Origin of the sequence: Pelagicoccus sp. SDUM812005 (assembly GCF_031127875.1) — a bacterium.
Lineage (GTDB): Bacteria > Verrucomicrobiota > Verrucomicrobiia > Opitutales > Opitutaceae > Pelagicoccus.
Window position 1 is genome coordinate 120,322 of the sequence record NZ_JARXIA010000006.1, and the last position, 18,820, is coordinate 139,141.

The window sequence follows — 18,820 nt, forward strand, 5'->3', positions numbered from 1 at the left end:
TGGTTTTGCAGGCTTTACGTAGAAAACGCTTGTGCGATCCGAGGCCTTCGCTAGCTCTTGGGGAGCGGCGGTTGGCTGCCGCGCCTATGGTTCCCAATATTCCTCTGCTTTCATGAACGATTCCTCGAGCTCTTTTGGCGGCGACGCTCCCGTACCTTCGGATGTTGCGGTGGCCAACGCTAGTTACCCCTTCAGCTTTACTGGCCAATCGGGCGAGTACTTCCGTATTTGGATTGTGAATATGTTGCTCACCTTGGTGACGCTGGGATTCTATACGCCGTGGGCTCGGGTGCGTACCCGGCGGTATTTTCATGCGAACACGCATTTGGACGGGCATGCGTTCGACTACTTGGCGAAGCCGATCAACATCTTCTGGGGCTACCTGATCGTGCTTTTCGTGGTGGGCGGTTACTATGCGGCCGGCCTTTTTAATCCGGTCTTCACGATCCCGTTTTTCCTGCTGTACGTCTTTGGCGGTCCTTGGGTGGTCTACAAGGCGATGCGTTTCAAGGCGCACAACACGAGCTACCGCAACGTGCGTTTCCAGTTTCACGGGACGGTGGGGGATGCCTATGTCATCTATCTGGGCTTGGCGATTTTGATCCCGTTCACCGGAGGCTTGATCATCCCGTACTGGATCATGAAGCAAAAGGAGTACTTCTACAAGAACCTGAGCTTCGGCGGGCGGAAGTTCGATTTCACGCCTCAGGCGGGCGAATACTATGTCGCCTACATCGTGGCGGCCGTGATCGTAGCCGGAATCTACGGGATGGTCCTGCTGGGCTTTTTCGCCACGGCCATCGTGGGCGCTGGCTCGGGAGCGCTGGAGGGGAGCGAAATGCCGCCCGTGTTGGTCGCGGGAATCATGACTGCTTTGTATATCCCGATTATGTTGGGCATGGTTTTCGTTCAAATCTACGTGTATGTAACGCTTTTCAACTACAACCTGGATCGCTTGCTGGTGCAGCAGACGGCCTTTAAGTCTTCGCTCAAGATCGGGAAGTTCTATTGGATCAGTTTGACCAATATTCTGGCGACGGTTTTCAGCTTCGGACTCTTGGCTCCCTGGGCGGCGATCCGCAAAACGCGCTACGTGGCGGAGTCGGTGGAGCTGTCGCATCCGGAAACGGGATTTGGCGATTTCGTGGTGAGAGCGGGAGAGGAGCAGTCCGCGATCGGCGACGCCGCGGCGGATATGTTCGAGATGGATATCGGATGGTAGGGCAGGTCGAAGGCGAGTTTTTCGAGGTCGGTTCGTCGCGCAGGGTTGAGGCGACGGTGAGCCTGCACGCGTTCGAGGAGCTCGAGCTGCGCTTCCAAGGCGGGAGTCGCTCGTATCCGAAAGGCCAATACTTGGTGGAGCCGGCTTTGGGTTCGCTGCCGCGGGTAGTGCTCTTCAAGGAGGCGGGCGGAGACTGCCGCTTCGAAACGAGCGACCTCGCCGGATTTCGCGAGCTGGAAAAGGGGCTTTCCTCCGGAAAGGTTTGGACCGCAATCGCGTGGCTGGAGGGGCGCTGGAAGGGAACCTTGGCGAGTGTCGCATTGTTGGCTTTCTTCACCTTTGGCTTTTTCCAGTGGGGCTTGCCGGCCTTGGCTTGGAAGGTGGCTCGCGACATGCCGCAGTCGTGGCGGGTGTCGATGACCGAGCAGAGCATCGAGTCCATGGAGCGGTTCGACTACTTGCAGGAAAGCGCCTTGGCGGCGGAGGAGCAGGCGCGGGTGCAGGGGATCTTTCGGGAAGCCTTGGAGTTGGCCGGACTGAGCGACTCTCCCTACGACTACGAGTTGCGTATCTTTGGCGGGGAGGCGATTGGCGCGAACGCGTTCGCTTTTCCTTCCGGCTTGGTGGTGGCGACGGATGCGTTTATCGAGCTTTGCGAGACGGACGAGCAGATCAAGGCGGTCTTTTTGCACGAGCTGGCCCACGTCGAGGAGCAGCATGGCATTCGCGGCTTGGTGCAGCGCGGTGGCGTGTTTATCGTGTTTTCGATCCTGGTGGGAGATGCGAGTTCGGCCATTTCCTTGGCGGAAGGGATTCCGGCGATGGTGATGAATTCCCAGTATTCGCAGCGGTTCGAGATGGAGTCCGACACCTTTGCGGCGGAGTTGCTGGAGGCATCGGGCATCGGGGCGGAAGCGATGGAGGAGATCTTGCTCCTCCTGCACAAGGACGCGCCGGAGGTGCCGGTGGCAAGCTACCTGTCGAGCCATCCCAGCTTGCGGGAGCGCGTGGAGAACCTGCGGCGGATTCAGGAAGGGGCAGAGGAGCGGCCCTAGCGGGAGGGCAGCTAGTCGCTCTCCTCGGGCTCTCCGTCCGGAATGACGGCCCCGGCAACTTTGGCGGTGGTCTTGACGCCGGTAGTGGCGGTCTTGACTCCGAGCTTGGTCGTCTTGGCGGCGACTTTTACGGGGACGGCCGCGACGCAGCCTCCGAGGAAGCAGAGGCAGGTGGTGGCGAGGAGTAGTTGCAGGGCGCGTTTCATGGTAGGGGGAACGGAGTTGGTCGGTCGGGAGCTCAGCGGTTGGTTGAGGATTGAGCAATGCGGCTTAGCGGAGGCGATGCTTTTGTTGTCTTTTCGAAAAGGTAGTGCTGCGGCTTTGACTTAGGATCTTCTAGGCATTCCTATTGTCAGCTCCCATATTGCTCTTTCGCGGACCGTTTCGCGAAGAGGGCCTAACTCTTAATCCTGCTCCTTATGATCGTCACTCGGAAGATTGGTTCACTGATTCGCGGAAAAACTACGCCGTTCCAAATTTACGCGGCCTGCTTGCTAGGGGCTCTCATCGGCTTCATCCCCGGCTTCGCCCAAGCTCCGGCCCTGATGGCTTTCTGGATCCTGCTGTTGCTGGTATTGAACGCGAACCTCTTCCTGGCGGGCATCGTCCTGCTTCTGAGCAAGTTGGTCCTGCTGGTGGCGATGCCGGCAATTTTTGCGGTGGGCCGCTTCTTGCTGGAAGGCCCGACGCAGGGTCTCTTCAAGGCGCTGATCAACGCGCCGGTGACGGCCTACTCCGGGTTGGACTACTATGTGGTCGCAGGGGGGCAGCTGGTGGCTCTGGTTCTGGGACTTGTGTTGGCGTTTTTCCTGAAGCGATCGATTACGAACTATCGCAAGAAGATGATGGCGATGTCGGAGGATTCGGCTCGTTTGAAGAAGTACAACGAGAAGACTTGGGTAAAGGTCCTGAAGTTTCTGTTCCTAGGGAAGGGTCGCGGCAAAAAGAGCTACGAGGAGTTGCTCGCCGTAAAGCTGGGCAATCCGATTCGCATCTGGGGCTTGGCTATCGTAGTGGTACTGGGCGTGTTGCTGGGGCTGGGCTTCAGCAAGCTGTCCGCTCCGCTACTGACTTCGCTGGCGAAATCTAATCTTGAGACCGCGAACGGGGCGACGGTCGACCTGGAGGGAGTGGATCTGAGCTTGAAGGAGGGGAAGCTGGAAGTGCTGGGACTCGCCATGGCGGATGCCCAAAATTTGGATACCAATATTTTTTCCTCCAAGCGGATCGTTGCCGACGTGAATACGACGGACCTGCTGCGCAAGCGTTTCTCCATCGATAACTTGGTGATCGAGAAGGCGGCGTCGGGCGATGCTCGAGCGACTCCAGGGGAACAGATCGGACCGAAGCCGAAGACGGACAAGAAGCTCGAGCTGCCGGAGTTCGACGATCTCGACAGCGTGTTGGAGAATGCCGACGAATGGAAGGAACGCTTGGCACAGGCGAAGCGTTGGCTGGAACAGATGACGGCTGGCGGCGAGGAGGCTAAGGAAGCCTTGAGCTGGAAGGAAGAGTTGAACAGCCGGATTCGCGCCTTGGGGCATGCGAACGTGAAGGCGGATTTCTTGACGGAAGGCAGCCCCACTTTGTGGATACGCCGGATCGAGGCAAAGGGGATCAATACTCCTTATTTCGAAGGGGCGACGCTTGACTTGAACGGAGCGGACCTTTCGACGCACCCGGCCTTGGCGGCCGCGGCGCCGACCGTGAGTTTAGTGGCGAACAACGACAAGTTTGACGCGCGGCTCAGCCTGGCGGGAGCCAGTGGCACCGGTACCAACGACTTGAAGATGCAGCTCAAGCAGGTCGCGGTCGACCCGCTGGCGGCCAAGATTAAGTCGGACGGAAATCCTCCGCTTTCTGGTGGAACGATGGATATCGACCTGAGCGGCATCATCGGAACGACGGACAACGACTTGGTGGCGCAGGTGACCTTTGCCGGTTCGACGGCCCGTATCGCGGGCAACCCCGTTAGCTTGGATGGCGTCACTTTGCCCTTGCAGATTCGCGGTCCTTTGGACCGTCCGGGGATCAAGCTGGAGTCGAAGGCGCTCGAGAAGATCGCTGGCGCCGCCTTGAAAAAGAAGGCGGTCGACGAAGTATCCAAAAAGTTGGGACTTGAGGGAGACGAGTCGGATGCAGCGGGCAAGCTGCTGGAAGGTCTCTTCAAGAAAAAGAAATAGTCCAGCTTCGTATTTTTCGAAAAATTTATTACCTAAATGAAAAGCCTTTATTGCGGGGCCTGCGGGGCTCGAGTGTATTTCCAAAATAGCGTTTGCTTGAGCTGCCATTGCTCCTTGGCTTTCGACCTTGAGGAGGCGGAGATGGTGGCCATCTCCGGACCGAAGGCGAATGCTGACTTCAAGCTATGCAAGAACGGGGTGGACTACGGGAATTGCAATTGGGCGATTCGAGCGAATTCAGAATCTGAATACTGCCAATCGTGCAGCTTGACGGAAGTGATTCCGGATGTGGGCCAGCCCGAGTACTTGAAGGCGTGGGGGAAGCTCGAGGAAGCGAAGCGCCGTTTGGTCTGCAATTTGGACCACTTGGGATTGAGGCCTGTTTTGAAAAGCGATGAGAACCCAGAGGGCTTGGCGTTTCGCTTCCTGGCGGATTCGAAAAAGGCCGGCGAGCCTCGAGTATTGACGGGACACGACGACGGAGTGGTGACGGTTAACATCGCCGAAGCCGACGACGTGGAGCGCGAGCGCATGCGGCTGGCGATGAACGAGCGGTATCGCACCTTGGTCGGGCATCTGCGTCACGAGGTGGGGCATTACTACTGGGATCGGCTGGTGGTAGGCGAGCAGCTGGAGGCTTTTCGTCGTTTGTTTGGGGATGAGTCAGCCGACTATGCGGAAGCGCTGCAGGCGCATTACGCGAAGGGGGTGACGGCCGATTGGCAGGAGTCGTTTATCAGCGCCTACGCAGCGGCCCATCCTTGGGAGGACTGGGCGGAGACTTGGGCCCATTATCTGCACATGATGGATTCCTTGGGGACGGCGTGCCATTCGAAGATCCGAATGAAGGGGGCGAAACCGGAAGATCCAGTTTTCAACTACGCGGAGATCGATTTGCGTTCTTTCGATTCCATTATCCGGAATTGGCCAGGACTAGCTTGCATGATCAACAGCTTCAACCGCAGCCTCGGCATGTCGGATGCGTATCCGTTCGTGATTCAGCCGCGGGTGGTAGAGAAGCTGCGGTTCATTCACGAGCTGATGCCTTTCCTGTTGGAAGAAGAGGAGCCGAGCGTCGCGGATGTGGCTGAAGACTAGCTCTGGCTTTGGCTTTGCTCGAGTTCCGGATCGTAGATTTCGGCGGCCATGTATTGGCGGCTGAAGGCGATGGCGATGGCGCCGAGCTCGGCTTTGATGGTGTCGATCATCTTGTCCCCGTTCTTGCCTTGAACGTCTTCCGCTAGGGCATAGTTGAGAGTGGAGAGGAGGCGTCCGGTGAGGCGTTCGGAAGTGTTCGAGAAGTGGGTGATGGGGCAGCCGGAGATGGCGTGCATGGAGCTCTGGAGCCGCTTGATGCAGAAGAGGGCGGAGCGCGGGAACTTGCGGGATAGGAGGAGGAACTGGCGTACGGGGGTGGCGTCGAGGTCGGAGCCGTATTCGTGGTGGAAGGCTTCGAAGCCAGTGCAGCTACGCAGGATGGCGGCGAACTGGACGGCGTCGAGGGCGTCGTCGACCTTTTTGACCATGCTGGGCATGTGGCGTTTTGTATCCAGAATCTGGCACGTCTTTACGGCGCGTTCTATTTCGCGCCCGCAGACGACGTATTCGTATCCAATATCTTGGGGAAAGGTGGATTCGAGGATGCCGCGGAAGAGGTGGGAGAATTCCTTGATGCGGGCGAAGAATTCGAAGTCGGACTCGGAGCAGACTTTTTGGGCGTCGGCTCGTTTGACGAAAAGGTAGAGCTTGTTGAGCGTTTCCCACATTTCGGTGGAAATTTGGTCGCGTATGGTGCGGGCGTTTTCGCGGGCGGAGGCGATGCAACTATAGACGGAGCTTGGGTTGTCGCGGTTGAAGGTGAGGAATTCGGTGACGTTGAAGCTTGAGCGCTCCGAGTAGAGGGTGTCGTAGGCGGCTTTATCTCCGAGGGTCAGGAGGGTGGGTTCCCAGTGGGAGTAGCCTGCTCCGTCGCCTGAGTGCTCGGTTTCGAGCAGGGTTTGGTGGGTGACGTCGACGAGACGTACGGTGTTTTCGGCGCGCTCGATATAGCGGCTCATCCAAAAGAGGGAATCTGCGACTCGGCAAAGCATGGTGGCGTGGGGTGCTGGGTTGGAAGTGTTGGTTTCGGAGGGGACGCTATTGGTCGGCGTTTAGGACCCAGGTGTCTTTGCTGCCGCCGCCTTGGGAGGAGTTGACGACGAGGGAGCCCTTGCGCAGGGCGACGCGGGTGAGGCCTCCGGGAATGACTCGTACCTTGTCGGACTGGAGGATGTAGGGGCGGAGGTCGACGTGGCGCCCGTCGAGTCCGCCGTCGCAGTAGGTGGGGTGGCGGGAGAGGGAGATGGGCGGCTGGGCGATGAAGTCGCGCGGGTGCTTCTTCACTTTTTCGCGGAAGTCCGCGATCTCGGCCTTGGTGGCGTGGGGACCGATGAGCATGCCGTATCCGCCCGCTTCGTTGGCGGCTTTGACGACGAGGTTTTCCATGTTTTCCTGGACGTATTTCATGTCCTTGTCGCGGTAGGGCAGGAAGGTCTCGACATTGGGCAGGATCGGGTCCTGGTCGAGGTAGTACTTGATCATGTCGGGCACGAAGCAGTAGGTGACCTTGTCGTCGGCGATACCGGTGCCGATAGCGTTGGCGAGGCTGAGGTTTCCGGCGCGGTAGGCCCGCATGAGTCCGGGGACGCCGAGGACGGAGTCCTTGCGGAAGACCTCGGGGTCGATGAAGTCGTCGTCGATTCTTCGATACAGGACGTCGACGCGCTTGAGGCCGACGGTGGTTTTCATGTAGAGGCAGTCGTCGTCGTTCACGACGAGGTCCTGGCCTTGCACGATCTCGGCTCCCATCTGGCGGGCGAGGAAGCAGTGCTCGAAGTAGGCGGAGTTGTAGATGCCGGGGGTGAGCACGGCGATGGTGGCGTCGCCGTCGAAGGGCGCCACATACTCGAGCGCTTTATGGAGCTTGTCGGGGTAGTCGGTGATGGAGCGGGCTCCGGAAACGGGGAAGAGGAGGGGGAAGGCTTTCTTCATGGCCCGCCGGTTCTCGATCATGTAAGAGACGCCGGAAGGGCAGCGGCCGTTGTCTTCGAGCACGAGGTAGTCGCCTTTGTGGTCTCGGATCAGGTCCGTACCGCAAATATGGATATAGATGCCTTTGGGCGGTTCGAAGCCGACCATTTCCTTGCGGAAGTGCTTTCCTGACTGGAGTACTTCGATAGGGACGATGCCGTCCTTGACGATCTTTTGTTCGTGGTAGACGTCGTGGAGGAAGAGGTTGAGGGCGGTCATCCGTTGGATGAGGCCCTTCTCGAGGTGGGCCCACTCGGAGGCGGGGATGATGCGGGGAATGAGGTCGAAGGGGAATATCTTCTCGGTGCTTTCCTCGTTTCCGTAGACGGTGAAGGTGATGCCCTGTTGGAGGAAGGCCAGCTCGACGGCTTCCTTGCGGGTCTTGAAATCGGTGTCGCTGAGGGAGGAAAGGGTTTCGACGAGCTTGGCGTAGTGGGGACGCGGGGTGCCGTCGGCTTGGTACATCTCGTCGAAGAATCCGCTGTGGTCGTAGGTGATGTTCATGGGGTCGTTGGATGGGGAAGGAGCGTTAAGGCTTCCGGGGAGTGGAGTCGGAAGGAAGGGGCGTGGGTGGGGCGCGTGGGCTTGGGCGGGCTGGGTCGTTTGGAAACGATAACCAGATTCGCTTGGCCCGCAACAGGTAGGGTTAATTGGGGCGCTCGATTTCGAAGAGGGAATCGGTGCGGCAGTAGCCGCTGGGGCCGTGCATGCGGCCGACGAGCTGCATGGCGGCTGTATCGATGTATCCAGATTTTGAATCGTAGTAGCTATCGTCGATGGCGGCGTGGGCTACGGTGGCGACGATCAGGCGGTTTTGGCCGATCTCCTGGATGGAGTGGAGTTGGCACTCGAGGGCTACGGCGGCGCCGGCGATGCGGGGCGGCGCCACTTTGGCGGAGGGGGTGGTTTCGAGGCCGTAGGCGGCGAGCTCGCTTTCTTCGTGGGGGAGGGAGGTGGAGGTTTTCACCATCAGGGCGGCCTGCGCTTCGGAAACGGTGTGGATGACGAATTGGCCGGAGGCTTTGATGTTGAGCACCGTGTCCTTGGGTTCGCCGGTGTCGGGGCGGTTGCCGATGCCGAGGACGACGAGGGGCGGCTTGGAGCCAAAGACGTTGAAGAAGCTGAAGGGGGCGGCGTTGACGACTCCGGAGGGAGAGAGGCTGGTGACCCAGGCGATGGGGCGCGGCACGACCACGGAGGTGAGGAACTTGTAGCGTTCGATTGGCTCGAGGTTGGGCAGGTCGATTTCCATAGCTCAGGTAGATTTTGGAGATTGGCGGGATTGCGATTTCTTGGGCTGTATTTTCTTGCTCAGTAGTTCGGTTGATTGCTTAGGTGTTTGACTCCATCTCTCGCTCTGCAAGTCATCATCTTCGACCTCAGCTTTCGTTAATCCACAACCTGTAGATCCTTTGCTTCGCATTAAAGTTTGTTTTTCCTCGCCCGCGCGTTTCTTCGCAGCGCTCGTGGTTGTCGTGTTCTGTTTTAGTCTGAAGGCTGTCGAGTGGCGCGAGATTGATCCGGCCGAGTTTGAGCTGACGGAATCGGAGATCGATCCGGGGTTTGGGGCGGAAATCTTGTTTTCGGAGCTCGAGTTCAGGCAAGAATTTTTGGGCGAGGCCAGCTACAAGGAGGTGGCGCGGTATTACATGCGGTTTCGGGTCTACAACGAACTAGGTGTGTCGCAGCTAGCTAATTGGAAGCTGCCTTACGAGGACAGGCGAGGCGGTATCGGTAAAATTGAAGGACGTACGGTGAAGCCTAGCGGGGCGGTGTACGAGCTTTCTCAGGATCATATCTTCGACACTGAACTGGTTCGCAAAGGGAAGGTGGATTTGGCGGCTAAATCATTTGCGTTTCCGAATCTGGAGCCCGGTGATATTGTCGAACTGCAGTATTTGACGAGAAATACTGAGATTGACTGGCTGCCGGTGCTGCGATTCCAGGAGCGACTGCCGGCTCGTAGGATCACCACGCGGATCAATCCACTTTGGGATTGGGGCATTGGATACAAAGTTAGGCGGTTCAATTTTTCGGAAGACGACTTCAGTGACATTGAGCCGGGGTTTTACGTGGCGGAGAAACGAAATATAAAAGCCATCGTCGACGAGCCATTCAGCTTACCGGAAAGTGATCTCATCCCAACGGTAATCATAGATTACTTTGACGATTCAGATCGCCCCAAGGACGGAGAGGACTATTGGGCTTTCAGGGCGAAGACCCTGCACCGAGAGGGGAAAAAAGCTTTGGCCCCAAGCAATCAAATAGAAGCGTTGGCGAAGGAGTTGACGGAGGGTAAGCAAAGTGATTGGGCAAAGCTTGCGGTGCTCTATGACTATTGCCAGAATGAGGTCCTTAATATCAACTATTCGAGAGGGATATTAACGGATAAAGAACGCTCGAAAATTAAGGAAAGCAACAAGCCGCAAGCTACGCTTGCTCGGGGGAATGGGACCCCTGAAGAAGTAACATATTTGTTCGGGGCCTTGGCAAACGCTGCGGGTTTCGCCCCCCGGATTGCAGCGATGCACGATAACCGCTTCATGAAGTTCAAAGGCTGGTTGAAGCATCGTTTTGCGATGCGACTTCGCTATATCGCAATCGATCTAGACGGCGAAACGCATTACTTCCGCCCGGGAAACCCGTTCTTGTACTGTGGCGAAGTGGAGTGGTTTGCGGCCAACTCGGGGGTGCTGGAAGCTGCCCGGAAAAACGGTGCCATAAAAGTCGTGAAGCAGAGAGGAGCGGACTACTCGGTGCGGAAACGTACCTTAACAGGGGCGCTTGACCAGGAGGGCCGTTTAACTGCTCGCGTGGAAATTGAAATGAGCGGTTACTCCGGATGGGATGCGAAGGAGCGTATGGCGGAGTTAGAGGGACGTGAAGCTCGGGAAGAATACTTCGCGGACCAGATCAAGGACCTGATGCCCCAAGCTAAGGTTGAAAATATTACGATTAGCAATAGTTCGTCACACAAGTACCCGATTAGGGTCACCTATGATCTGGAAATTCCAGATTACGCTGACGTGACGCGCAGGCGCTTGTACTTTCAGCCCTACGTATTCGGAAAAGGGGCGCAGGATATTTTTGTGAGTAACGAAAGAGTTTCTCCGATCCAGTTCAACTACGCTGCCACCTCGGTTGACAAAGTTTCCATCCAGATGCCGGAGGGGCTCGTGCTGGAAGATGGAGTAGCTCCCAAATCCCTGGATCTCGGTGCCTTTGGGAATTATACTGTCTCGATTCGAAGCTCGAAAGAAGGGGTCATCCAATACGAACGGACCTTTTCCAGGAATGTATTGGGGCTCGCTGTAGAGTCTTACCCAGCGGTAAAAAAGATCTATAGCGAGATCAATGTCCGGGATCAATACGCGCTGGGTTTCAAGCGGGGAGATACGGATTCGTAATATGGATATAATTCTCATGTCGTTGCTTCGTAGTCCAAGATCGTTCCGGATCTTTTTTGTTCTTTTCGCGTCCTTTTTCGCGTCGTCAGTTGTCGCGCAACGGGGAAAGGCGCCCGCATGGCTCGTAGAGGCGAGCGAACGACCCGTGCCCGAGAGCTTGAGGGAGGATGACGGCGATGTTATATTTCTGCATCGAGAAAGGCACCACGAGATAGAGCCGGATGGAACGATACTGACGAGAAGCCGAGTTGCCATGCGGATCCGGAAGGAGCGAGGAGTCGGTCAGGCAGTGGCGAACCTTTATTATGTAGAGGACACAGAAAAGCCTGTCTCGATCAAGGCATGGACACTCCCGCCCGAACGGAGGAAGGGGGCGAAGGTGATCGCTTATCGCCAACGGGATGTGGGGGATGCTGTAGTGATGGGAGCGGGGGGAAGCGTGATCACTACGCATCGGCGTCGCTTCATCGACGCGAGCGGGGATGCGATGGTGGGGTCTGTTTTTGGTTATGAAACGGTAGTGAGGGACAGAGGCTCCGCTTCCGAATTGGTATGGCGTTTCCAGACCGAATATCCTGTTTTGCGGTCACGTGTGAGTTTGTCTTTGCCGGAGGGGTGGAGCTATCGAGCTCACGTGATGAGTGATGGCAAGCTTAGCCACGGGGATGAGGGCTCATTCTCTAGTTGGGAGGCTCGTGACTTGCCTAGTGTCGAGCGGCAGCCGTATGGTCGTGTTAAGCAGTTCGAGCTTGGTTTGGCCTTGGCGGCACCCAACGGTGAGAGAGAGTTCTTGCCTGAGAGTTGGGAGGATTTAGCACGCTATTTTTGGCCCTATTTTAGTTCGGACCGGGAATTGACTCCGGAGATGAGTAGCAGGGTTTCTGAGCTGACGGCAGGGTTGACGGATCCTTTGGAGCGAGCTCGGGCTTTGGCGGAATTTGCGCAGTCGATTAATTATCTTTCGATTGCTTTGGATTTGGGATCGGGAGGCGGCTATCGTCCAAGAGCGCCGGTGGAGGTATTTCAAAGCAACTACGGAGATTGCAAGGACAAGACGAACTTGCTGGTTGCTTTATTGGGAGCCAAAGGGGTCGAGGCGTATCCGTTGATCGTTAATTGGGATAGCGAGGCGAGTGACGTCGATGCGGATTGGGTCAGCCCGATGCAATTCAACCATTGTATCGTGGCCATCAAGGTGCCGGATGCTTACGAGTCGCCTAACATTGTGCAGAAAGAAGGGGTGGGAAAACTTTTCATTTTTGATCCAACCGATGTACATACCACGTTCGGAGACATTGCCACGGATCTGCAGGGAACGAAGGGGCTGTTGCTGGCCGGTGATGCGGGCGGTCTTATTTCAATCCCGCGGTTGCCGCTCGAGAATTGCGAGGTGCGGCGAACGGTATCGGCGCATCTGGGATTGGCAGGCGTGCAGGGGAAGTTGAAAGAAGTCTCCAAGGGGCAGAATGCGGCTTTTGAGCGCCGCTTCGCGTTCACTAACGACCGAAACTACACCGAGCGGGTACTGCGTTGGCTGGGAGGGAGCATTCACAGCGCGCAGGTATTGGAGATGGAGTCGAACGATTACCGCGAGAGGGATGCGTTTTCATTGGAAGCTACTTTTTACGCGAAAGGCTACGGCAAGAATATCCGTGATCGCACTCTTATGTTTAAGCCGGTTTTGATCGACAGAATGGAGGTATTACCTTTCGGAAAGGACGTTCGGAAGCAGGAGGTGCATCTCAAGCCTCAGTGTTTGGTCGAGTCCTACGAGCTATCCTTGCCAGAAGGTTTCGAGGTGTCGGAGATGCCTGAGAATCGGTCTTTTGAGGAGTTATTTGGCAGCTACGAATTGAATTTTGAATACGATGCTGAATTGGATCTGCTGAGGGTGAATCGTTCGATTCGGATCGAGCCGCTGCTGGTGCCCTTGGAGCACTACCCCGCATTGGAGCGCTTTTACAAGCGTAGGATTAATGCGGATAGCTCTACGGTAGTATTGGAGGCCTTGTAGGCGCCCGGTTTAGAAAGAAGGTCAGGCTTCTCTGCTTGGCTTATGGCAGTTGTAATTGCTAGTGGAATACGATGTCGGACAAGAGAAAGGCACGCCCTGAGGGCGCGCCTTTTGTCAGTTGCGATCGTTTGAAATTTGAATCGCTCAAGCTAGGGCGCTGAGGAATTGGCCTACTAGGGTGCCGCGATCGAATTGGCCGTTGGTGCCGTAGGCTTGGCGGGGGACGTGGGGAACGGGGCAGTTCTTGTGGGCAGCCCGTTCGCGAGTCTCCTTGGAGATGTTAACCGATTGCTTGGCCTCCTTCTTTACGGGGTAGCGAACGGAGGGGCGACGGCTGAACTGGAACTCCTGATGGAAGGATTCCGGGGTGATCCGCTTGGCCGTTTCGAAGGACATGGGCGGAGTTTAGCAAATATTTAGCAATTTGGCTATGGAGTGAAGCGCTCAAATTTTCGGGGGGAGGCGTTGGGGGCGGAGTGTGGGGCGAGCGATGCGGATCGCCTGGCCGTGGGCAAGGCCCGTGCGCAAACGAAACATAACGTTGTGTTTTGTTTGCGCTAAAGCCGGGCGGCTCGTTTACGGGCCGCGGGGGCGAGCGGGCGTCGCTGGATGTTTTGCAGCGCTCGCAACCAGCTCTAAGGACTAGTTCGCTTATTCCGGCGGTTGAATTTGGAGTTTGAGGAGTGTTCTTTCCTCGAGTGAGGCGAAGGGAATGGTGATCTGGCTCGTATCGTTTTCTGTTTCAGTAGAAAAATCTGTGAACGGTTGCCATGCTCCCTGGCTCTCATCCAGTCCGACTAGTCCGAGGCGTAGATCTTGATGGGCGATTTTGGGGTAATTGATTTTGAGCGAATCCGTTTCTGAGTCGATACTCAGAGAAATAGGTTGGCTGTCGAATTTAAGGGGATCTAGGCCGAAGGCGAATTCCATGAGATTGGACAGGGAGTCTCCATCTTCGTCGGAATCGATAAGTCCGTGTGGATAGAAGAATCCATTACTGGATGCCCACTCACCGTATGCTGGATACGCTGACTTTACAGTGATCGACTCTGGGGGTGAGGCGGTTCCCATTTCGTTCTCAACTTCGAGCCAGTAGTCGCTGTCCACATACGGATGTATAGTGAACTTGTTTCTGCCAAGAGTTTGGATTGGCTGACTTCGGTCGCCGGCGGTGCCTTTGTACCATTTGAAGTTAAGGAAGTCTCCGTTGGCGATTCCTCTTATTTCGATAGATTCTCCGATCGGTACTGGTTGGGGCGAACTCAGTTCGATCGCTGCATCGGTTGGCGCATCGATTGGGCCCGTGAGGTAAACGATGTTGTTACCCGAGTAGTCGAACGAATCTATCGGGGCGCCCGCCCAGATTTGGTGAGGCTTTTTTATCTCGTCGATAGAACTCGCAGTATCGATTAGGCTTGAGTATCCCACTTTCCAGAAGGTTTGGTCGGTTTTGAGGTAAATCAAAGAACTGGAGTTCCGCTTTACCATACTCACGTCGGTGTCGATTTGTTCTGGCGAGTCGCGAAATGTAGTCCCTTTCTCGGTTGGATCGAGAAAGTAAGCGTTCCCAAAAATCCACAGGCTACCGTCTTCCTTTATATAGGCGACTGCACCGGATTTGGCCGATATTTGTGTCACGTTTTCATCGATCAGCAGGGGGCCGGCTGCTATCTTTTCTGATGAGGCCCTATTGTACTGGCTTAGGGTGGATGTTCCGGTCGCATACAACTTTTTGTCGGTGGTGATGTAGAACGTGCTTGAATCTCCTGATACTGATAGGACGTCGGTCGCGACAATTGCTTTTGCTGTATCTGTTTCGTAGCTACTGGGATCAGTCGAGCTGATATTCGGATCTCCGAGTCTCCATAGCGTACCGTCACTCTTTATGTAAAGGGTAGCTTTTGTGGCAGCAATTGCAGCGGTCACGTCTGTGTCGATGGTTTGAGGCACGCTGGTTATTGAATCCTGGAAGGACAGCGCCCCATTTTCGTTGCTTCCGCTTCCGAGCAATGTTCCATCGTTCAGAACGAATACTGTATGATTGATGTTCGCGGATACAGATTTGACGTTCGACAGCGTTTTTGTTGGTTCCGCTATATGTACCTGCGTTCCAGCCCCGAGTTCGCCTCGGTCGTTTTTTCCCATAACCCAGAGTGAATCGTCTTCTTTGATGATGAAAATGGTATCGAAGCCGACCGTACTGTTTCGTACATCGTTCATGACATGCAAGGGTACCATTGACGGATAGATTGGCTCACGTCCCGTCGCGTAGCCCTCTTTTCCGGAGGTCAGCAATTGGTTTTGGCTGGTTACAGCGAAAAGGTTCGTGTTGTTTGCTGCAAAATCGATTACGTCTTGATTGATGAGAACGGGGGAGAATCGGGGAGCGAAGTCGCCTGTTGCGAGTTGGCCGTATTGATTGCTTCCCATTCCCCAAAGTGAGCCGTCAGCTTTCTGGAAGTAAGCGTTCTGGGAGGATGCGACGACTCTTGTAACGCCTTCTGCGACGAGGGTGTTGCTTGATACGTTTGTTACATCGATTCCCAAGCCGAGTGCCCCCGTTTGGCTATTTCCCTGAACGTAGAGGTCCCCTTCTATTACGGTGAAGAGAGCCTCTCCTCCGTGTGAGAAATTACTGACGTTTTCTGCTATGCTAGCGGGATATGGATAGCGGGTAACGTCATATAGGGTCAGGTCGGTCGTTAGGTAGTAGCTTTTATAACCACCGGTGCCTATGTCGATGACTTCATTCGCGATGTAGTGTGGTTCGTCTGCGTTGGGACCATCTTTGTAGCCGACGGAAAAAGCGTATCCGGTGCCGTATAACTCTCCACTTTCTGCTAAAAATAGTCCTTGGAGGAAATAGGTAGCGACTTTGCTAATGTCTTGAAAACCGAATACGCTTCGGAATGAATCTCGGTCTGAGATGCCGTCCCAATAACCAATGGAATCCTGTCGAGCCCCACCAGCGGCAAGAAGGGTACCCTGCGTGTCTGAATAGAAGCTCCAGTAGTCGCCCGCATGGAACTGGGTTACGCTCTTGGCCAGTAGCTTCGGTGTGGTAGTATGGTACCGGCCTTCGGCAAAAAGATCGACTCCTAGCTGGCCTGCTGCGCTCGTGCCGAGTCCCCAAAGGGACTGATCTCGATCGGTGTAGAGGATATGATCCGCACCGGCTTCAACGTTTTCGACGTTTTCTGCGATCAGGCGAAGATTGCTAGACCAGGCGGTCTCCTTGTTCCCTAGTTGTCCCCAGGTGTTTGCTCCAGAGACTCGGAGCTGGGCTGAAGGAGCGGAAATCGTGATTACGAGGAAACTAAGGAGTAGCGACCTTCGGAGTGCCGTGGTTAGGGTAAGCATCCACTTAGGAATACTTACCTAGCTGAAATTGCAATCTTAGTTGTCGAGTTGGCTAGAACTTGAGGCCGCCGAGGGCGTCGCCGAGGGAGTTGCCGAAGTTTTGGCCGCCGCGGTTTCCGCCGCCGCTGCGGTTTCCGCCGCGAGGTCCGTTGTTGCGGTTGCCGCCGTGGTGGGGGCGGTTTCCTCCGCGGTTGTGCGGACCGCTGTTTCTGCGGTTTTCCTTGTCGGCGGCGCGTTCGGCGGGGGAGCGGCGGTCGATTTCGACGACGCTCTTGAGGCTGAGGCCGATACGCTTTCTGGCGACGTCGACTTCGGTGACGGTGGCTTGCACCTTTTGGCCGACCTTGACGACTTCGTTGGGATCTTTGACGAAGTTGTCGGAGAGTTGGCTGATGTGGGCGAGGCCGTCTTGGTGTACTCCGATGTCGATGAAGGCGCCGAAGGCGGTGACATTGGTGACGACGCCGGTGAGCTTCATGCCTTCGGTGAGGTCGGTGATTTCGTTTACGCCTTCCTTGAACTGGACGAGCTCGAATTCGGCGCGCGGGTCGCGGCCGGGTTTGGCGAGCTCTTGCAGGATATCTTGCAGGGTGGGGAGGCCGACTTCGTCTGTAGTGTATTTTTGGATATCGATGCGATTACGGGCGGCGGAGTCTTTGACGAGGTCTTTGAGCGAGACTTGCAGGTCGAAGGCCATCTTTTCCACGAGGCCGTAGCGTTCGGGGTGGACGGCGGAGGCGTCGAGCGGGTTCTCGGCGCCGCGGATGCGCAGGAAGCCGGCGGCTTGCTCGAAGGCTTTGGGGCCGATGCCGGCCACCTTGGTGATTTCCTTGCGGGACTTGAAGGGGCCGTTTGCTTCGCGGTGGGCCACGATGGCCCCGGCGAGGCGGGGGTTGAGGCCGGAGACGTAGGAGAGGAGCTGCTTGGAGGCGGTGTTCACTTCCACGCCGACGGCGTTTACGCAGGAGAGTACGGAGTCGTCGAGGGAGGCTTTGAGGGCGCGTTGGTCGACGTCGTGCTGGTACTGGCCGACTCCGATGGACTTGGGGTCGATCTTAACGAGCTCGGCGAGCGGGTCCATGAGTCTCCGTCCGATGGATACGGCGCCGCGTACGGTGATGTCCTTGTCGGGGAATTCTTCGCGGGCGACGTCGGATGCGGAGTAGATGGAGGCGCCGGATTCGTTGACCATGACGATGGCGACGTCCTTGGGGAGGCCGAGGCCGCGCACGAAGGATTCGGTTTCGCGGCTGGCGGTGCCGTTGCCGATGGCGATGGCTTGGATTTGGAAGCGTTGAACGAGGCCGGTGACGATGGTCTTGGCTTCGTCGATTTGGCGTTGGGATTGGCTGGGGTAGATGACGGTGTCGAAGAGGAGCTTGCCTTGGGCGTCGAGCACGACGGTCTTGCAGCCGGTGCGGAAGCCGGGGTCGATGGCGAGGACTGTCTTTTCGCCGAGGGCGGGAGCTAGGAGTAGCTCGCGTATGTTTGACGTGAATACGTTGATGGCTTCGGCGTCGGCACGTTTTTTGATCTCGAGGCGTGCGGCGGTTTCCATGGAGATGGAGAGCAGGCGCTTGAAGGCGTCGCGGGTGGCGAGGCGGACTTGCTCGGCGGCGGGGCTGCTGCCTTTGACGAAGCGGGCTTCGAGCTTGGCGATGGCGAGGTCCTCGTCGGGGCGGACGGACATGGAGAGCATCATCTCTTGTTCGCCGCGGCGGATGGCGAGGATGCGGTGGGAGGGGGCGGTGGCGACGGGCTCGGACCAGTCGAAGTAGTCGCGGTACTTGGCGGCTTCCTCTTCCTTGCCCATCATGACCTTGGAGGTGAGGGTGGAGTGCTTGGTGTAGAGCTCGCGGAGTTCGGCGCGGGCGTCGGCGTCGTCGTTGATCCACTCGGCGATGATGTCGCGGGCGCCGGCGAGGGCTGCGTCGGAGTCGGCGACTTCCTTTTCGGCGTCGACGAAGGCGGCAGCTTCGGTGGCGGGATCGAGAGCGGCGTTTTCTTGGCCTTCGAAGAGTTTTTGGGCGAGGGGCTCGAGGCCTTTTTCGCGGGCGATGGTGGCCTTGGTGCGGCGCTTGGGCTTGTAGGGGAGGTAGACGTCCTCGAGGCGAGCCATGGTTTCGGCGGCGTTGACCTTGGCCTTGAGTTCGTCGGTGAGGACCTTCTGGTCTTCGAGGGACTTGAGGATGGCGGAGCGGCGGTCTTCGAGGGCCTTGAGCTGGTCGAGGCGGTCGCGGATGTTGGCGATCTGGACTTCGTCGAGTCCGCCGGTGGCTTCCTTACGGTAGCGGGCGATGAAGGGAACGGTGCCGCCTTCGACGAGGAGCTTGGCGGTGGCGGCTACGTGAGACTCTGGGATGGAGAGCTCTTCGGAGATCTTCGGTAGGAAGTTTTCGTGCATGAAAGTGTGTTTTTTTGAGTACTCGTTGTTTCGTGCTCGGTGAAATCGGAGGAGAGTGCGCTGAGTGATGCGACACTCAAGATTCAAGTGACGAGTTAAAGCTATC

13 protein-coding genes are annotated in these 18,820 nt (G+C 56.8%); 6 read left to right on the forward strand and 7 right to left on the reverse strand.

Annotated elements, in window-relative coordinates; genetic code table 11:
* The first annotated feature begins 112 nt into the window (after positions 1–112).
* Together QEH57_RS09185 and QEH57_RS09190 are read left to right on the forward strand one after the other, a co-directional pair.
* A complete protein-coding gene (locus QEH57_RS09185; protein WP_309006427.1) occupies positions 113–1,222 on the forward strand; it encodes a YjgN family protein in 1,110 nt (369 codons plus the stop codon).
* The gene (locus tag QEH57_RS09190; RefSeq protein WP_309006428.1) at positions 1,216–2,277 is read left to right on the forward strand and encodes a M48 family metallopeptidase; all 1,062 of its coding nucleotides are present in this window, start codon (positions 1,216–1,218) and stop codon (positions 2,275–2,277) included. The genes QEH57_RS09185 and QEH57_RS09190 overlap by 7 nt, the downstream gene beginning before the upstream one ends.
* Positions 2,278–2,288: 11 nt before the next feature.
* On the opposite strand, the gene QEH57_RS09195 is transcribed toward QEH57_RS09190, so the two are convergent.
* Complete coding sequence (locus QEH57_RS09195) at positions 2,289–2,483, reverse strand: hypothetical protein (RefSeq protein WP_309006429.1); 195 nt, start codon at positions 2,481–2,483, stop codon at positions 2,289–2,291.
* 213 nt (positions 2,484–2,696) lie between these two features.
* Between QEH57_RS09195 and QEH57_RS09200 the strand changes: the two genes are divergently transcribed.
* The gene (locus QEH57_RS09200; RefSeq protein WP_309006430.1) at positions 2,697–4,460 is read left to right on the forward strand and encodes a hypothetical protein; all 1,764 of its coding nucleotides are present in this window, start codon (positions 2,697–2,699) and stop codon (positions 4,458–4,460) included.
* Positions 4,461–4,496: 36 nt separating this feature from the next.
* Complete coding sequence (locus QEH57_RS09205; RefSeq protein WP_309006431.1) at positions 4,497–5,558, forward strand: putative zinc-binding metallopeptidase; 1,062 nt, start codon at positions 4,497–4,499, stop codon at positions 5,556–5,558.
* Here the strand turns inward: QEH57_RS09205 and QEH57_RS09210 are convergent.
* The 3 genes from QEH57_RS09210 to QEH57_RS09220 form a co-directional block, all read right to left on the reverse strand.
* On the reverse strand, positions 5,555–6,550 hold the full coding sequence (locus tag QEH57_RS09210; RefSeq protein ID WP_309006432.1) for an alpha-E domain-containing protein: 996 nt from the start codon (positions 6,548–6,550) through the stop codon (positions 5,555–5,557). The two genes, QEH57_RS09205 and QEH57_RS09210, sit on opposite strands and share 4 nt — an antisense overlap.
* Before the next feature lie 46 nt (positions 6,551–6,596).
* On the reverse strand, positions 6,597–8,033 hold the full coding sequence (locus QEH57_RS09215) for a circularly permuted type 2 ATP-grasp protein (RefSeq protein WP_309006433.1): 1,437 nt from the start codon (positions 8,031–8,033) through the stop codon (positions 6,597–6,599).
* 142 nt (positions 8,034–8,175) lie between these two features.
* Positions 8,176–8,781, reverse strand: coding sequence for a flavin reductase family protein (locus QEH57_RS09220; RefSeq protein ID WP_309006434.1), 606 nt, complete (start codon positions 8,779–8,781; stop codon positions 8,176–8,178).
* A gap of 160 nt (positions 8,782–8,941) precedes the next feature.
* Between QEH57_RS09220 and QEH57_RS09225 the strand changes: the two genes are divergently transcribed.
* Together QEH57_RS09225 and QEH57_RS09230 are read left to right on the forward strand one after the other, a co-directional pair.
* Positions 8,942–10,936, forward strand: coding sequence for a DUF3857 domain-containing protein (locus QEH57_RS09225; protein ID WP_309006435.1), 1,995 nt, complete (start codon positions 8,942–8,944; stop codon positions 10,934–10,936).
* Positions 10,937–11,375: 439 nt separating this feature from the next.
* The gene (locus QEH57_RS09230; protein ID WP_309006437.1) at positions 11,376–12,950 is read left to right on the forward strand and encodes a transglutaminase domain-containing protein; all 1,575 of its coding nucleotides are present in this window, start codon (positions 11,376–11,378) and stop codon (positions 12,948–12,950) included.
* 144 nt (positions 12,951–13,094) lie between these two features.
* Here the strand turns inward: QEH57_RS09230 and QEH57_RS09235 are convergent, their stop codons facing one another.
* The 3 genes from QEH57_RS09235 to QEH57_RS09245 all read right to left on the reverse strand — a co-directional run bounded on the left by QEH57_RS09235 (position 13,095) and on the right by QEH57_RS09245 (position 18,714).
* Positions 13,095–13,346, reverse strand: coding sequence for a hypothetical protein (locus QEH57_RS09235; RefSeq protein WP_309006438.1), 252 nt, complete (start codon positions 13,344–13,346; stop codon positions 13,095–13,097).
* A gap of 255 nt (positions 13,347–13,601) precedes the next feature.
* Positions 13,602–16,310 carry a hypothetical protein gene (locus tag QEH57_RS09240; RefSeq protein ID WP_309006439.1) on the reverse strand — a complete coding sequence of 903 codons (2,709 nt, stop codon included), beginning with the start codon at positions 16,308–16,310 and terminating at the stop codon, positions 13,602–13,604.
* Positions 16,311–16,362: 52 nt separating this feature from the next.
* Positions 16,363–18,714, reverse strand: coding sequence for a Tex family protein (locus QEH57_RS09245; protein ID WP_309006440.1), 2,352 nt, complete (start codon positions 18,712–18,714; stop codon positions 16,363–16,365).
* Between the last annotated feature and the right edge of the window lie 106 nt (positions 18,715–18,820).

Bases quoted from the DNA above. Each gene is read 5' to 3' on its own strand.
- QEH57_RS09190 (WP_309006428.1), top strand. From the start codon at position 1,216: ATGGTAGGGCAGGTCGAAGGCGAGTTTTTCGAGGTCGGTTCGTCGCGC.
- QEH57_RS09210 (WP_309006432.1), bottom strand. From the start codon at position 6,550: ATGCTTTGCCGAGTCGCAGATTCCCTCTTTTGGATGAGCCGCTATATC.
- QEH57_RS09235 (WP_309006438.1), bottom strand. From the start codon at position 13,346: ATGTCCTTCGAAACGGCCAAGCGGATCACCCCGGAATCCTTCCATCAG.
- QEH57_RS09240 (WP_309006439.1), bottom strand. From the start codon at position 16,310: ATGCTTACCCTAACCACGGCACTCCGAAGGTCGCTACTCCTTAGTTTC.
- QEH57_RS09205 (WP_309006431.1), top strand. From the start codon at position 4,497: ATGAAAAGCCTTTATTGCGGGGCCTGCGGGGCTCGAGTGTATTTCCAA.
- QEH57_RS09195 (WP_309006429.1), bottom strand. From the start codon at position 2,483: ATGAAACGCGCCCTGCAACTACTCCTCGCCACCACCTGCCTCTGCTTC.
- QEH57_RS09245 (WP_309006440.1), bottom strand. From the start codon at position 18,714: ATGCACGAAAACTTCCTACCGAAGATCTCCGAAGAGCTCTCCATCCCA.
- QEH57_RS09215 (WP_309006433.1), bottom strand. From the start codon at position 8,033: ATGAACATCACCTACGACCACAGCGGATTCTTCGACGAGATGTACCAA.
- QEH57_RS09185 (WP_309006427.1), top strand. From the start codon at position 113: ATGAACGATTCCTCGAGCTCTTTTGGCGGCGACGCTCCCGTACCTTCG.
- QEH57_RS09220 (WP_309006434.1), bottom strand. From the start codon at position 8,781: ATGGAAATCGACCTGCCCAACCTCGAGCCAATCGAACGCTACAAGTTC.
- QEH57_RS09200 (WP_309006430.1), top strand. From the start codon at position 2,697: ATGATCGTCACTCGGAAGATTGGTTCACTGATTCGCGGAAAAACTACG.